Here is a 16,367-nt window from a genome sequence, read left to right as displayed (position 1 = left end):
CTCTCTTAGCCTACAAGTGCAACGATTTTTTCAGCGCCATCAGCCATTGAATCTGCTGCAACAATGTTTAAGCCAGACTCATTAAGAATCTTCTTACCTAATTCAACATTCGTTCCTTCTAAACGAACTACTAATGGTAAGTGTAAACCAACTTGTTTAGTTGCTTCGATTACACCTTCAGCAATAACATCACACTTCATGATGCCACCGAAGATATTAACGAAAATCCCTTTAACATTTTGGTCAGAAAGGATGATTTTAAACGCTTCAGTAACTTTCTCAGCTGTAGCACCGCCCCCCACATCAAGGAAGTTAGCCGGATCTCCACCGTAGTGTTTAATGATATCCATTGTAGCCATTGCTAGACCAGCACCATTAACCATACATCCGATATTTCCGTATAAAGAAATATAGTTTAAGTCATACTTAGAAGCTTCGATTTCTTTTGGATCTTCTTCTTCTAAGTCACGGTAAGCTAAAATGTCTGCATGACGATATAAAGCATTTGAGTCAAAGTTTAACTTTGCATCTAATGCCATTACTTCTCCATCACCTGTAACTACTAATGGGTTAATTTCAGCGATTGAGCAATCTTTTTCGATAAACGCAGCATATAAGCCCATCATGAACTTAACAGCTTTGTTTACTAAGTTGCTTGGAATGTTGATATTGAACGCAATACGACGAGCTTGGAAGCCTTGTAGACCTACTGCTGGATCAATATACTCTTTAAAGATTTTTTCAGGTGTTTTTTCAGCTACTTCTTCAATTTCAGTTCCACCTTCTTCAGAAGCCATTAATACAACTTGTGAAGTAGCGCGGTCTAAAACTAAACCAACATAATATTCTTTTTTAATATCGCAGCCTTCTTCGATAAGTAAGCGCTTTACTTCCTTACCTTCTGGTCCAGTTTGATGAGTAACTAATACTTTACCTAGAATTTCACTAGCATATGTATTTACTTCATCTAAATTTTTCGCTACTTTTACGCCACCCGCTTTACCGCGGCCACCAGCGTGAATTTGAGCTTTTACTACGCATACAGCTGTACCTAATTCTTTCGCTGCTTCTACTGCTTCTTCAACTGTGAATGCAACTTTACCATTTGGTACTTTTACGCCATAGCTTCGTAGGATTTCTTTCCCTTGATACTCATGGATATTCATGATCCATCCTCCCCTTTTAGAACAAGACAAATTAAAACACATCCCTATTGTATCTCTTACAGAATATACTGTAAATACTTTAGTAGAAAAGAATTTAATATTCTATGTTTTTATATAGAAAACCCTTTCATATACAATAGTTAATGTAGTTTATCATATTACAATATTATTTTTCCAATAATGTATCATTATCCTTTAAAAAATAAATTAACGACAGTTAGTATCATTTTTGATTTTGGTTTACATCATTTCGATTCAGTCATCTAATTTAATACAAACTTAAAATTTTATGTAATTTTAAACGTCGTTAATCTATTCTATTTTAAACCACTTCAGTATATTGATGTAATCTAATTACCAATTATTTTTACAATCAAACTTTTTCTTTGATTGGTGCAAAGGATCTTCTATGTTCATTAATAATTCCATGCTCGTCGATCGCTTTTAAATGTTCCTTTGTTCCATATCCCATATGCTTTTCAAATCCATAATTTGGATGCTTTAAACTAAGTTCGCACATTAAAGAATCTCTGGTTTCTTTTGCAAGTACAGATGCAGCTGCTATACTGATACTTGTTGCATCGCCTTTAATGATTGATGTTTGAGAAATATCTAGCGGAAGTTTCATTGCATCAATTAATAAATGTTCAGGTGAATGAGTCAGTTGTTCGATCGCACGTCTCATCGCTAATTTAGTCGCTTCATAAATATTGATTTCATCTATTTCTGTTGAACTGGCCATACCAACCCCATAAGAAATTGCTTCTTCCTTGATCCGCTTTACGAAATACTGTCGTTTTTCTTTCGATAATTTTTTGGAATCATCTAATCCAATTAGCTCAGTATTTTCCGCTAAAATTACTGCCGCTGCTACAACAGGACCAGCTAATGGACCTCTACCAACTTCATCTACTCCTGCAATTAACTTTATATTTTGGCTATAAAGATTTTGTTCATATTCCATCATTTTAAGGAATTTCTCCCTAGCTAAATCTCTTTTTTCTTGTTCTTTATACCATTTAGCTACTAGCTTTTGCACACCAATTCTTTGATCATTTTCAAATTCTTTTAAGAGTTCATTCGTTGGGTCAGTTAATTCACTTAGTATATTTTTTATTTCATCTATTTTCAGAGACATACTTTAGAACTCCTTTTATACATACGTTTAAGTTTTGACATTAAAATTTCATTAAAAAAGAAGAAAGTACGCTTATTCTTGCGCACTTTCTTCTAATATTTCATCAGTTACCTCAAGCATTGATGGATTTTCGAAAGTTAATCTTCCTAATTTCCCAGCTCTTAGCTCACGTAAAAATAAATCAGATGTTTTATCATAATCTATAATTCCGCCTGACATAAGTAATCCACGTTTCTTACCAATATGATCAAAAATATCAACGACTTCTTCAGAAAATAAAACTTCCTCATTCATGTCATATCTTTCTTTTAATACATTTGGATAAAACTCTCTTAAATATTTAATCGCATAAATCATTACTTCTTGTAGGTTAATAATACTATCTTTTATTGCTCCTGTAGTTGCTAAACGAAGACCTACAAGTTGATCTTCAAATTTAGGCCACAATATACCCGGCGTATCAAGTAGTTCAATTTCTTTCCCTACTTTTATCCATTGCTGTGCTTGCGTTACGCCAGGACGGTCACCAGTTTTAGCAATATTTTTTCGTGCGAGCTTATTGATTAAAGTTGATTTTCCAACATTCGGGATTCCAACAATTAACGCTCGAATTGCGCGAGGTTTGATCCCTTTTGATCTCATTTTATCAAATTTCTCTTTTACAAGTATTTCACAGGAAGAAATAATCGCTTTTAACCCTTGTCCAGATGCTGCATCAATAGCAATTGCCATTACGCCTTGTTTTTCATAATGCGCTAACCATTGCTGAGTAATTCTTGGATCTGCTAAATCTGCTTTATTTAATAAAAGCAATCTTGGTTTATTTGAAATTATTTCATCGATCATTGGATTTCTAGAAGCAGCAGGTACCCTTGCATCCGCTAATTCAATTACAACATCAATTAATGATAGTTTTTCAGTAACTTGTCTTCTAGCTTTTGCCATATGGCCAGGAAACCATTGTATCGTCATGTTGCCACCTTCTTATACATTGAATATTCAAGATTAATTTGGCTTTTATTTCGCCATTTCAACCTCAGATAACGGCCAAAAAACAAAACTTGCTCGGCCTAAAATTTCTTTTTGACTAACTGTTCCGATAATACGACTATCTTTACTTAATCGACGATTATCACCTAAAACGAATACTTGTCCTTTAGGTACAGTTTTTCTACCAGTAATCTCTTCTAACTTAAAGTCTTCAGTTAGAGGACCATCTGTCGTTTCTTTTTTATATTCGTTCAAATATGGTTCTTTATACGGTTTACCGTTAACATATAGGACATCATTTTTATATTCTACCGTGTCACCAGGTAATCCAATAACTCGTTTAATATAATCTTTTTCCTTTGTAGCATGGAAGACTACAATATCAAAACGTCTAGGTTCATGTAGTTTGTATACGATCTTATTTACAATCATTCTACTTTGATCCTGTAGTGTTGGCATCATTGAGATCCCATCAACTAAAACCGGTGTAAAAAGGAATGTTCGAATACCAAGTGCAAGTACAAGCGCAATAAAAATTGTTTTAACTAATTCCCAAATTCCACCACTATTGCTTTCTTTCAACCTAATCCCTCCATTTTATAACCATACGTTTTGCAGTTTTAACCAGTTAAGTTAATAACTTTATTTATGTATTCTATTTTACTTTTTATTATATCCATAATCTACAAATATTGGAAAAAAAGGAGCTTGTTTAATACAAGCTCCTTTCAAAAGACTATCGAAGTTCTTTAATTCTTGCTTTTTTACCAGTAAGTGCACGTAGGTAGTAAAGTTTAGCACGACGTACTTTACCGCGACGAACAACGTCTAATTTAGCAATTTTTGGAGTGTGAATTGGGAACGTACGTTCAACACCAACTCCGTAAGAAATTTTACGAACTGTGAAAGTTTCGCTAATTCCGCCACCACGACGTTTAATAACTACACCTTCGAATAATTGGATACGCTCACGAGTACCCTCAACAACTTTAACGTGAACTCGTACAGTATCACCAGGACGGAATGCTGGTAAGTCAGTTCTTAGTTGTTCTTTTGTAATTTCGTTGATTAAATTTTGCATAATGTATGCTCTCCTTTTCCAACCGATGCTCTTACAAGATTTAGTGACTCGCAGCGGAACACCGAGAATAAAGGCTTAAGTATTTACTCAAGCCACAAGTTATATTAACATATTCTATTATTGCACGCAACTAGTTTTCTTGTTTTAATTCTTCTTTTACTTGATCCATCCATTTTGACTCTTTTTCAGAAAGAGGGTAGTTTTCAAGTAAATCTGGACGGCGTGTTATCGTACGTTTAAAAGATTGTTTTGTACGCCATTCTTCGATTTTCGCATGATTTCCTGATAATAAAACGTCTGGTACTTTATGCCCTCTAAATTCGGCAGGTCTCGTGTAATGAGGATGCTCTAATAATCCTGTACTAAATGAATCTTCAATTTTTGAAGTAGTATTACCAAGTACCCCAGGTAATAAACGAACAACGCTATCAGCAATGACCATAGCGCCAAGTTCTCCACCTGTTAATACATAATCTCCAATTGAGATTTCATCCGTCACTACATGTTCTCGAATTCGTTCATCATAGCCTTCATAATGTCCACAAATTAAGATTAAGTGTTCCTCTTTTGCAAGCTCTTCAGCTTTACGTTGATTAAATCGCTCTCCTTGAGGGCATAGAAGGACTACTCTCGGCTTATTTTCACTTTTTGATACTAATTCATCAACAGCATCAAAAATCGGCTGTGGAGCTAGTACCATACCAGCGCCACCACCATATGGATAGTCATCAACATTTGAATGTTTATTCGTAGAGTAATCTCTAAAATTTACACAGCGAAACTTAACAGCCTCTTTTTCTTGTGCTTTTTTTAAAATAGAAGAATTTAAAACTCCTTCAAACATTTCTGGAAAAAGGGTTAAAAAGTCTAATTTCATCATAATAGACCTTCCATTAATTCGATTTTAACTTTTTTATTGGCTACATCTATTTCTTTTACAATTTGCTCGATATAAGGAATAAGGGCATCTTTTTGACCTTTTCTTTGAATAACCCAAACATCATTTGCACCTGGAGATAATATTTCTTTTATTTTTCCGATTTCTTCTCCATCAATTGTCTCGACAACACAACCAATGATTTCATGGTAATAGTACTCATTTTTATCTAGTTCGTGTAATTGATCTTCAGTAATCTTTAAAATCCCATTTTTAAGTGGTTCTACAGAGTTTAAAGACTCATACCCTTCAAATGTAAGTAAATCAAAATTTTTATGTACACGGTGACTTGTTACGATTAATTCAATTGGTGTCGATTCGTTTTCTTTAAAGAAATATAGTGTATTGCCTTTTACGTAACGTTTTTCTGGAAAATCAGTTCTTGAAATAACACGAACCTCTCCTCGAACTCCATGTGTATTTACAATTTTTCCGACATTTAAATATTTTTCCATTCTTTTACCTCTATATTAAAATTTCTATGTTTATTATTAGTTTGACCATTTAGATTGTATATATGTCTACTAAGAGACTCCAATGGTTAAACAGGTTGCCTAATACCAAGTATAGCATATCTTAAAGTCACTAAAGCATCAAAAGCTACCTATTGCCCAAAGGATTTACATCTATTCAATAGGGACTACCACACCTCTTTTTCGGGCTTTCCCGTAAATCTCTGTAATGTTGAAAACGGCCCTTAGCTATAGCCAAGGACCGTTTTACATTACTGAATATCTAAGTGAATACGTTTTGCGTGTTCATTACTTGCTGCATATACAACCGTACGAATCGCTTTTGCAATTTTACCATGTTTGCCAATCACTCTACCAGCATCTTCAGGATTTACCTGTAAATGAAAGAATAGATTGTTCTCATCTTCTTTAACTTGAAGTGAAATATCCTCTGGATGATCTACAAGACTTGAAACAATTGCATTTATGAGTGTATTCATCTTTTTTTCCATCATTACTTGCCGTTGCGAGCGTTGTGGAATTTCTCTAAGATACCAGCTTTAGAGAATAAGTTACGAACTGTATCAGATGGTTTAGCACCTGTTCCTAACCATTTTAATGCTGCTTCTTCGTTAATTTTGATTTCAGCTGGTTGAGCAACTGGATTGTAAGTTCCAATTTCCTCGATGAAACGTCCATCACGAGGAGAACGAGCGTCTGCTACTACTACACGGTAAAAAGGAGATTTTTTAGCTCCCATACGTTTTAAACGAATTTTAACTGCCATTTTTAAAGCACCTCCGAAAATATTTACAACGATTTATATATTATCAAAAACCAATACTGTTTGTAAAGTAAAATTTCTTAACAGCATAATTTTTTATTAAATGATGTTTAAATGTTGGAAAATTATACAAATAGGTTAGAATAAGCCCGGAAATTTAAAACCTTTCTTCTTCCCTTTTTGCATGCCACCCATCATTTTCATCATTTTTTTCATTTCTTCAAACTGTTTTAATAAACGGTTTATTTCTTGTACAGGGCGACCAGAACCTCTAGCTATACGCTTTCTGCGACTTGAGTTAATAATATCTGGTGTAAGCTTTTCCTGCTTTGTCATCGATTGAATAATTGCCTCTACATGAGCAATTTGTTTATCGTCAATTTGCAGATCATTCAATCCTTTAATTTTGTTTGCACCTGGCATCATTTTTAAAATATCACCAAGTGGTCCCATTTTTTTCACTTGAGAAAGTTGGTCTAAGAAATCATCTAAAGTAAAAGATGCATTTCTTAATTTTTGTTCCATTTCTTTCGCTTTTTCTTGGTCTACGTTTTCTTGTGCTTTTTCAATTAAAGTAAGCACATCACCCATTCCTAGAATACGTGATGCCATTCGTTCTGGATGGAACGGCTCAATTGCATCTAGTTTTTCACCAAGTCCAACAAATTTAATTGGAGTATTTGTAACTGTACGAATTGATAATGCGGCACCACCACGAGTATCGCCATCAAGCTTCGTCAAAACGACTCCAGTTAAACCTAATTGATCATTAAAGCTTTGTGCCACATTGACTGCATCTTGTCCAGTCATTGCATCAACAACTAGGAAGATTTCTTCAGGTTTTGAAAGTTCTTTAATTTGTGCAAGTTCTTCCATTAACCCTTCGTCAATATGTAAACGACCAGCAGTATCAATTAGGACATAGTCATGATGTTCATCCTTAGCGTGTTGAATCGCTTGTTTCGCAATTTCAACCGGACTTACTTGATCTCCTAATGTAAATACTGGCAAATCTAATTGTTTACCTAATGTTTGAAGCTGTTTAATCGCGGCAGGACGGTAAATATCTGCTGCAACTAAAAGTGGCTTACGATTGTACTTTTTTCGAAGTAAATTTGCTAATTTACCAGTCGTTGTTGTTTTACCAGCACCTTGTAAACCAACCATCATAATAACAGTCGGCGGGCGATTAGAAACAGCAATTTTGCTTTGTTCTCCACCCATTAAAGCTGTTAGTTCTTCTTGAACTACTTTTACAACATGTTGACCAGGCGTTAAGCTTTGTAATACTTCTTGTCCTACAGCTCGTTCAGAAACACGTTTCACAAAATCTTTAACAACTTTAAAGTTAACATCCGCCTCAAGTAAAGCAAGACGAACTTCTCTCATCATTTCCTTGACATCAGATTCAGATACTTTACCTTTGCCTCGAACCTTTTGTAATGTCTTTTGAAGTCGGTCGGCTAATCCTTCAAATGCCATAAAACCGTCCTCCTTATTATTCTAATTTCTCTAACTCATCGATTACTCGAAGAAACTCGTCATCTACAACTTTACCTGTTTTAGTATAAGTTTTCAAATGATTTAAAAGTTCATTTCGTTGTTGAAATTTTTTTAGAAGTAATAATTTCTCTTCATATTCTTCTAACATAGCTTCAGTACGTTTTATATTATCATAAACCGCCTGTCGACTTATGTTAAACTCTTCCGCAATCTCACCTAAAGAATAGTCATCCAAATAATATAATGACATATAGTTTTGTTGTTTAGGAGTTAAAAGAGAATGATAAAAATCATATAGATAATTGATTCTCATCGTCTTATCTAACATTGTATGATCTGCCAAAACTATCACTCCTTTGTTAAGTGAATTGCCTTTACATATGTTAGTTTACCTAATACACAAATATCTGTCAAGTTTTTTACTTGACGATTAATTAAAATCAAAACAACAGAATTAAATTGAACTTTTATCCTAATTGTCTTAACTATAGCAAAGTCGAAACTCATGTTATTTGTTAATTAAATTTCCACTGTGGAGTGCAAGCTTTTTAAGGGTCCTCCATGCGTTCATTCCATGGTCTTACTAATCTCGCTATTGCACAATTTAAAAAAAGTGGATATGTCTTTCAATCTAAAACATATCCACGTCATTTCTTCATTTTTAAATTATGCTTCTTTATTCATTAAATCTCCAAATAGGCCATATACAAATTGTTCTGCTTGGAATGGTTGTAGGTCGTCCATTTGTTCTCCAAGGCCGACGAATTTAACAGGTACTTTTAGTTCGTTTCGGATCGCTAAAACAATACCACCTTTTGCTGTTCCATCTAGTTTCGTTAAGACGATACCAGAAACATTTGTAGCTTCGGAGAATGTTTTTGCTTGAACAAGACCATTTTGGCCAGTTGTAGCATCAATTACTAGTAATACTTCGTGTGGTGCACCAGGTACTTCTCTAGCAATGACATTACGTACTTTTTCAAGTTCTTTCATTAAGTTTACTTTATTTTGTAGGCGGCCAGCTGTGTCACAAAGTAAAACATCTACTTTACGAGCTTTTGCAGCTTGAACTGCATCATACATTACTGCAGCAGGATCTGATCCTTCACCTTGTTTAATTGTCTCTACACCAACACGATTTCCCCAAACTTCTAATTGTTCAATAGCTCCAGCTCTAAATGTGTCACCAGCAGCAAGTAGTACCTTTTTGCCTTCAGTTTTTAGTTTATGAGCGATTTTACCAATTGAAGTTGTTTTTCCTACTCCGTTAACTCCAACAAATAAAACAACTGTTAAACCATCAGGATTTAAATTTAACTCAAATGAATCATCAGTTAAATCAGCACCTTTATACAATTCAACTAATTTTTCAGAAATTACCTCTTGTACACCTTTTGGATCTTGAATATTTTTTCGTTTAACTTCATATTTCAAGTCCTCTACTAATTCCATTACTGTGTTTACACCAACATCAGCCATAATTAGAATTTCTTCAAGTTCTTCAAAAAAATCTTCATCTACTTTACGGTATCTAGCAAATAAATCGTTTAACCCTTCTGTCAGATTATTTCTAGATTTCTCTAATCCAGTTTTAAACTTTTGAGTCACTGACTCAGTTTGCTTCGAGATTGTTTCTTTTAATTTCTTAAAAAAGCTCATAATTTCAATCCTTTCTAATTACCATTCGATAATAATGCTTCACCTTCATCCAAACGAACTGATACTAGCGTAGAAACGCCATATTCTTGCATTGTAACACCGTATAATACATCACATTCTTCCATCGTACCTTTACGGTGTGTAATAACTATAAATTGGGTTTGTTCACTAAAATATTTTAAGAATTTTGCAAATCGAGCTACATTTGCCTCATCTAGTGCAGCTTCAACCTCATCAAGTACACAGAAAGGTACTGGACGTACTTGTAAAATTGCAAAAAGTAGTGCGATTGCCGTAAGCGCTCGTTCGCCTCCTGATAATAAACCTAAATTTTGAAGCTTTTTACCTGGTGGCTGAGCAACAATATCAACACCTGTTAACAATAAATTTTCCGCATCCGTTAGAACTAAATCAGCTCTTCCTCCACCAAACAATTGAGTAAAGACGACTTGAAATTTTTCACGAATTGCACTAAAACTTGTTTCGAACCGTTTTGTCATTTCTTCATCCATCTCACTAATTACATTGTATAGTGTGATTTTCGCTTCATTTAAATCAGTTCTTTGTTCTTGAAGAAAATCATGACGTTCAGATACACGTTCATACTCATCAATTGCACCAATATTAACAGTTCCTAATTCCTCAATTGAACGCTTTAATAGTTTAACTCGTTTCCTTGCATCATCAACTGTCATTTCTAGTGTATATTTCATTTTTGCCGCTTCATAAGTAGTCATATACTTTACATTTAGTTGTTCAAGACGATTTTCAAGCTCTACATCAAGTCGATTACTATTTACTTCTTGCTGTTTTAGTAAATCAGAAAGTGACTTATATTGACGTTGCTTTTCACGTAATGATTGAACATAATCTTCTAGCTCTGTTTGAAAAGCAATTCGTTGCTCTCGACGTTTCGAAATAATTTCCGTCGTTTTTGAAAATTCAATTCGAGTATCCGAAATTATTTTCTCGAGCTCTTCCTTACCATTTTCATTCGTCATAAGTTCACTTGATAAGAAAATTATTTTTTCCTTCGTTTCTTCAAGAATTTGCTTTTGTTTTATAGAATTTTCTTCAAACTGGCGAATTCTTTCGTTACTATAACTTAACTTTTGCTCTTCTTGTGCTAGAGAAATTTTCAGACTAGTTAACTTCGATTGCAGTTCATCTTTAATTTCCTTTTGATTTAGTTTCCGTTCAGTTAATTCATTGATCTTCTGTTCTTTTGAAATAATCTCATTTTTCACATTAGTATCTAACGTTGATAATTCCTCTAGACGGTCTTTAACCTTTAATAAATCACTTGCTGAACTTCCCATTTCTAAATCATAGATTGCTAAAGCATCGTTTATATTTTTTTCTTCAAATTCGATACTTTTTAGTTGCTCCATAATTGAAATAATTATTTGTTTAACCTTTTGAATATCATCATTTAACGTTTGAGTTTTAGTAGAACTTTTTAGGTTTGACGCTTTAAGGATTTGAACCTCACTCTCAAGCGAGTTCGTTTTTTCTTGCATATCCTTTAGCTTCACGGTGATTTCTTCTAATTCTCGCTGTCTTCCTATAAGTGAAGAATTCGTTGTTCGAACGGCCCCACCAGTCATCGCTCCACCAGGATTAACTACATCACCTTCAAGCGTGACAAAGCGATAGCGATGTCCAACGAGTTTAGCCAGTTCATTAGCACCTTTTAAATCTTGTGCGATTAAAACAGATCCAAGTAAGTTTTGAATCACTTGCTCATACTCGCTTGAATAACTAACAAGTGAAGATGCAACCCCAATAAAGGAAGGATTTCTTTTTAATCCTTCAATAACATTAGCTGGTACAAAACGAGCTTTAACAATATTCATTGGTAAAAATGTAGCACGGCCTAGTCGTTGTTGCTTTAAAAATTGAATTGCTCTTCTAGCATGTTCGTCATTTTCAACAACAATTTGTTGTGTTGCTGCACCTAGTGCAATTTCGATCGCAATTTCGTATTGTTTGTTTGTTGTAATTAGTTCAGCAATCGCACCTTTAATACCTTCTAATCTTGTGCCCCTTGCTTTCAAAATTTCTTTAACACCTTGATTAAAACCAGCAAAATCTTCTTGAAGTTCTTCAAGTGTTTCTTTTCTTGATTTTGTTTGTTGAATAAACTGATAAGCTTTATTTAGTAATTCTTCTTTTTCCTTTAGAATTGTTGAAGTTTCATCATGCTGCTTATTCAGGGTTTCAAACTTCTCATTTAACTCTTTATCTGTTAAATCATATTGTTCTTTCTCATTAAGCAATTCAGTTTTTTTATTCTGTAATTGCTCTCTTTGACGAATGTATTTTTCATTTTCTAAATCTAATCGACTCGATTTTACTGAATATTGTTGGCTTTGCTTTTCAAGCATTGTTTTTTCATTTTTAATCGATGCTTGATTATTTAAAAGCTCAATATAGTCAGATTTTATTAATTCGATTTGTTCTTCAATATCACCCTCATAAGATGTAATCTCATTTTGGATCTCAACAATATTTGTTTTCGTTTTGTTTACATTTTGACGGGAAAGTTTTTCTTGTTCTTTTTCTGCTTCGATTAATTTAGTCGTCTCGTTTATTTGTACCGTAACTTCGTCAACTTGTTTTCTTAATTGTTCAGATTGAGTTGAAGTATTTCTTTTTCGCTCCTTCATTAGCTCTTTCTGACCTTCATATTTTTCCAAGTTCTTCGTAACGGTTAATAAAACTTGCTGCAATTGATCGATTGATTCGTCTAATGCATTTAATTTCTCTTGTATTTCGTGTTGTTTTGATTCTTCAGTCGAAATCTCAGTCGATAACGCAATCTCTAAATCAGAGTTTTGGGCAATTTCTAGTTTAAGCTCCTCCCATTTCTGGTGAAGCGATTCAATTTCGTATACTAAGAGAGCGGCCTCAACCTCTTCTAGCTCATCTCTATGTTCTATGTATTCCTTTGCAATTGAAGCTTGCATTCTTAATGGTTCAATTTGGGAACTTAATTCAAATAAAATATCATCAACTCGATTTAAGTTTTCTTGCGTTTCGAATAATTTTGCTTCAGCCTTTTTCTTTCGGTTTTTATACTTTAATACCCCAGCTGCTTCTTCAAAAATTCCTCTTCGTTCTTCTGGCTTACTGCTTAATATTTCTTCAACCTTCCCTTGAGAAATAATAGAGAATGCTTCTCTTCCAAGTCCAGAATCCATAAATAAATCTACAATATCTTTTAATCGACAAGATTGTTTATTAATATAAAAATCACTATCTCCAGAACGGTAAACACGTCTTGTTACACTTACTTCACTATACTCTAGTGGTAATTGTTGATCTTCATTATCTAGAGTCAACGTCACTTCTGCATAATTTAAAGGCTTTCTTCCATCACTACCAGCAAAAATGATATCCTCCATCTTCGCTCCTCGTAATGATTTGACTGACTGTTCGCCTAGTACCCATCTAATGGCATCTGTAATATTACTTTTACCACTTCCATTTGGCCCTACAACTGCTGTAACACCTTTTACAAAATCTATCGTAACTCGCTGAGCGAATGATTTAAATCCAATTATATCTAGTCGTTTGAGGAACAACTGAATTCCCCCTTTTTGATTTAATTATATACACAAAAACTCCCCCATAAAAGGGGGAGCAGACTGCCCACCAAACGTTCGTTTTCTTCGTTACTTCACCTGTCTAACGGTGCTCTTTACCGTCTAAGGGAACTTAAGCTCCTCACCAGGCTTCAACCCTCGAATGTCAAGCGCTTGCAATCAGTCTAAAAATCAAGTTTGATCGTTTAATTGACAAGTTTCTATTAGATTTTATAGTTAATCTATTTACTTGACTCTTTTAATTTTAATAATGCTTCTTTAGCTGCTTGTTGTTCTGCTTCTTTTTTAGATCTACCACTACCGATTCCTAATGTTTCACCATTTAATAATACTTTTGAAACAAATTCTCGGTTATGTGCTGGTCCTTTTTCTTGAAGTATTTTATACTCAATTGAACCTGTGGAATCTCTTTGTACAAACTCTTGTAATTGACTTTTAAAATCCATCACATGCGAAAAAGCACCATCGTTTATTTTTGGGAATATATGAAGAGATAAGAAGTTAATAACTGTTTGTAATCCTTGGTCCAAATATAATGATCCAATGAATGCTTCAAAAACATCCGCAAGTAGTGCTGGACGTGTTCGACCACCTGTCAATTCTTCTCCACGACCAAGTAATATATATTGACCAAAATCTAATTCATTCGCAAATTTCACAAGTGATGGTTCACAAACGATTGCGGCACGTAATTTTGTTAACTCGCCTTCACTCATTGTAATATATTTTTGAAATAAATATTGTGAAACGGTAAGCTCTAAAACAGCATCCCCTAAATATTCTAATCTCTCATTATCTTCATATGGTTTTTTACGATGCTCATTCACATAGGATGAATGTGTAAACGCTTGAATTAGCAAGCCCTCATTATTAAACATAATATTTATTTGTTTTTGGAATTTTACAAAATTCTCTTTTTCAACATCAGAAAGTTTATATTCTCTTACTCTTCTTGAATGCGGCATATTTACCTCCAACTAAAAAGCAGTTTGATATGCTGCTAAACCTACTAGTCAAGAAAATGATGAGAAGTCCCGTATAAAATACGGGACTTTTCTCATTACATGTTGCTCTCTATGTAGTTCACAACATCACCAACTGTGACGATTTTTTCAGCATCTTCGTCAGAAATTTCTAATTCAAACTCATCTTCTAATTGCATTACTAATTCAACTACGTCTAATGAGTCTGCGTCTAAATCTTCTTTGAAACGGCTTGTAATTTGGATCTCAGATTCTTCTACACCTAAACGGTCAACAATAATCTTTGATACGCGCTCTAATACATCTTGCATTATTATTCACCTCCCCCCAAAGTTGTCTACTTATGCATTATACATAAAAATGTGGCAAACGCCAAACTAATTCATTACAAGTCCACCATCAACATTGATTGTTTGTCCAGTAATGTATCTACTTGCATCCATTGCTAAGAATACTACTGCATTTGCAATATCTTCTGGTTGACCAAAAGATTGCAATGGAATATTCGATAACATTTGTGTTCTGATTTGCTCATTTAATTCATTTGTCATATCAGTTTCAATAAAACCAGGAGCAATTGCATTAACTGTAATATTTCTAGAAGCTAATTCCTTTGCTGCTGTTTTTGTTAAACCTAATACGCCAGCTTTTGCAGCTACATAGTTCATTTGTCCTGGATTACCAATTTGTCCAACAACTGAACTAATATTAATGATGCGGCCATTACGTTGACGAGTCATAAACTTCGCTGCTGCTTTGATACAATTGAATACGCCTTTTAAGTTTGTATCAATTACATCATCCCAATCAGCATCTTTCATACGTAATAAAAGACCGTCTCTTGTTATACCTGCGTTGTTTACTAGTATATCAATACTACCAAATTCATCAACAGTATTTTTTACTAATGCAGCAACTTCTTCACCATTTGATACATTTGCTTTATATGCAATCGCTTTAACTCCTAGTGCTGAAATTTCTTCTACAACTTTAAGAGCAGCCGCTTCATTCCCAGAATAATTAACAACTACATTCGCACCATTTTTTGCTAAAGTTAATGCGATTGCTCGTCCGATTCCACGAGATCCACCTGTAACTAATGCAACTTTACCATTTAGCATGATTTTATTTCCTCCCATTCATTTAAAAATTGGTTTAATGTTTCAAAATCGTAAACACTCACTAATTTTGATGATGGAGAGATTGCTTTTACTAATCCAGTTAAAACTTTTCCAGGACCAATTTCAACGAATGTATCAACACCAAGGTCAACTAATTCTTGAATAGATTGATTCCATTTTACCGGAGAATATAATTGATTAACTAATAATTCCTTAATTTCATTTGCATCAGTCACTACTTTAGCAGTAACATTTGAAATTAAAGGCGTTACACAATCATTTACATTTATTTTTCCAAGTTCGTTTTGGAATTCTTCGCTTGCAGGTTTCATTAAAGATGAGTGGAATGGACCACTTACTTTTAAAGGTAATACACGTTTAGCTCCAGCTTCTTTTAGTAAACCAGAAGCAATTTGTACGCCTTCTGCATCTCCAGTAATAACTACTTGTGTAGGAGAATTATAATTTGCAATACCTACAGAATGGCCATTTTTATTCACTTCAGAAATAACTTCTTCAATTTTTTCTGGAGCTAAAAATAATATAGCTGCCATAGCACCTTGTCCTACTGGTACAGCTTGCTCCATTAATTGACCACGTTTATGTACTAATCTAACACCGTCTTCAAATGAAATGCTATTTGCCGCTACAAGCGCTGTAAACTCACCTAAACTATGACCAGCGACAAAGTCTGGTTTAATTCCAGCTGATTTAATCTTCTCAAGCATAGCAATTGAAGTTGTTAAGATTGCTGGCTGTGCATGATATGTTGCTGTTAACTCTTCATCAGTTCCATTGAAAATAATGTCCGAAAGACTAAAACCAATTTGTTCGTTAGCAGTTTCAAAAATAGACCCACATTCATTATAGCTCTCAGCTACATCTTTACCCATTCCAACTTTTTGTGATCCTTGTCCAGGAAAAATAAACGCCACTTTACCCATT

At 34.1% G+C, this 16,367-nt stretch carries 17 protein-coding genes; all 17 read right to left on the bottom strand.

Annotation, left to right across the window (positions count from 1 at the left end; all coding sequences use genetic code 11):
* Positions 1-5 precede the first annotated feature (5 nt).
* Positions 6-1,166, bottom strand: a complete 1,161-nt coding sequence (sucC, locus tag V5E38_RS05285) for an ADP-forming succinate--CoA ligase subunit beta (RefSeq protein ID WP_098234358.1) — start codon at positions 1,164-1,166, stop codon at positions 6-8.
* 373 nt (positions 1,167-1,539) lie between these two features.
* Positions 1,540-2,304: a ribonuclease HII gene (gene rnhB, locus V5E38_RS05280; RefSeq protein ID WP_499212450.1), complete on the bottom strand. Its 765-nt coding sequence runs from the start codon at positions 2,302-2,304 to the stop codon at positions 1,540-1,542.
* Between the two features lie 72 nt (positions 2,305-2,376).
* Positions 2,377-3,276 (bottom strand): ribosome biogenesis GTPase YlqF, encoded by a 900-nt coding sequence (ylqF, locus tag V5E38_RS05275; RefSeq protein WP_097975497.1) that lies wholly within the window; start codon positions 3,274-3,276, stop codon positions 2,377-2,379.
* Between the two features lie 45 nt (positions 3,277-3,321).
* Entirely contained in the window at positions 3,322-3,876 is a 555-nt protein-coding gene (gene lepB, locus V5E38_RS05270) for a signal peptidase I (RefSeq protein ID WP_025569027.1), read from the bottom strand.
* A 154-nt stretch (positions 3,877-4,030) separates the two neighbouring features.
* Positions 4,031-4,375 carry a 50S ribosomal protein L19 gene (gene rplS / locus V5E38_RS05265; protein WP_025569026.1) on the bottom strand — a complete coding sequence of 115 codons (345 nt, stop codon included), beginning with the start codon at positions 4,373-4,375 and terminating at the stop codon, positions 4,031-4,033.
* Between the two features lie 130 nt (positions 4,376-4,505).
* Positions 4,506-5,252: a tRNA (guanine(37)-N(1))-methyltransferase gene (gene trmD / locus V5E38_RS05260; RefSeq protein WP_499213514.1), complete on the bottom strand. Its 747-nt coding sequence runs from the start codon at positions 5,250-5,252 to the stop codon at positions 4,506-4,508.
* Entirely contained in the window at positions 5,252-5,767 is a 516-nt protein-coding gene (rimM, locus tag V5E38_RS05255; RefSeq protein WP_387324489.1) for a ribosome maturation factor RimM, read from the bottom strand. Before rimM ends, trmD begins: the two co-directional genes overlap by 1 nt.
* Before the next feature lie 269 nt (positions 5,768-6,036).
* Positions 6,037-6,264 (bottom strand): KH domain-containing protein, encoded by a 228-nt coding sequence (locus tag V5E38_RS05250; RefSeq protein WP_025569023.1) that lies wholly within the window; start codon positions 6,262-6,264, stop codon positions 6,037-6,039.
* Between the two features lie 14 nt (positions 6,265-6,278).
* Positions 6,279-6,551: a 30S ribosomal protein S16 gene (gene rpsP, locus V5E38_RS05245; protein ID WP_025569022.1), complete on the bottom strand. Its 273-nt coding sequence runs from the start codon at positions 6,549-6,551 to the stop codon at positions 6,279-6,281.
* Positions 6,552-6,686: 135 nt separating this feature from the next.
* Complete coding sequence (ffh, locus tag V5E38_RS05240) at positions 6,687-8,030, bottom strand: signal recognition particle protein (RefSeq protein ID WP_499212449.1); 1,344 nt, start codon at positions 8,028-8,030, stop codon at positions 6,687-6,689.
* Positions 8,031-8,046: 16 nt separating this feature from the next.
* Positions 8,047-8,379 carry a putative DNA-binding protein gene (locus V5E38_RS05235; protein ID WP_097976157.1) on the bottom strand — a complete coding sequence of 111 codons (333 nt, stop codon included), beginning with the start codon at positions 8,377-8,379 and terminating at the stop codon, positions 8,047-8,049.
* A 338-nt stretch (positions 8,380-8,717) separates the two neighbouring features.
* A complete protein-coding gene (gene ftsY, locus V5E38_RS05230; RefSeq protein ID WP_499212448.1) occupies positions 8,718-9,710 on the bottom strand; it encodes a signal recognition particle-docking protein FtsY in 993 nt (330 codons plus the stop codon).
* A gap of 14 nt (positions 9,711-9,724) precedes the next feature.
* On the bottom strand, positions 9,725-13,297 hold the full coding sequence (smc, locus tag V5E38_RS05225) for a chromosome segregation protein SMC (protein WP_499212447.1): 3,573 nt from the start codon (positions 13,295-13,297) through the stop codon (positions 9,725-9,727).
* A 242-nt stretch (positions 13,298-13,539) separates the two neighbouring features.
* Positions 13,540-14,283, bottom strand: coding sequence for a ribonuclease III (rnc, locus tag V5E38_RS05220; protein WP_097975504.1), 744 nt, complete (start codon positions 14,281-14,283; stop codon positions 13,540-13,542).
* A 95-nt stretch (positions 14,284-14,378) separates the two neighbouring features.
* Positions 14,379-14,612, bottom strand: coding sequence for an acyl carrier protein (gene acpP, locus V5E38_RS05215; RefSeq protein ID WP_025568936.1), 234 nt, complete (start codon positions 14,610-14,612; stop codon positions 14,379-14,381).
* A 66-nt stretch (positions 14,613-14,678) separates the two neighbouring features.
* Positions 14,679-15,422 (bottom strand): 3-oxoacyl-ACP reductase family protein, encoded by a 744-nt coding sequence (gene fabG, locus V5E38_RS05210; protein WP_499212446.1) that lies wholly within the window; start codon positions 15,420-15,422, stop codon positions 14,679-14,681.
* The gene (gene fabD, locus V5E38_RS05205; protein WP_499212445.1) at positions 15,416-16,366 is read right to left on the bottom strand and encodes an ACP S-malonyltransferase; all 951 of its coding nucleotides are present in this window, start codon (positions 16,364-16,366) and stop codon (positions 15,416-15,418) included. Before fabD ends, fabG begins: the two co-directional genes overlap by 7 nt.
* Between the last annotated feature and the right edge of the window lies 1 nt (position 16,367).

Source organism: Rossellomorea sp. GAMAL-10_SWC, assembly GCF_049568075.1.
Classification (GTDB): domain Bacteria; phylum Bacillota; class Bacilli; order Bacillales; family Bacillaceae_G; genus Gottfriedia.
This window is presented reverse-complemented; position numbering and strand designations above follow the sequence as displayed.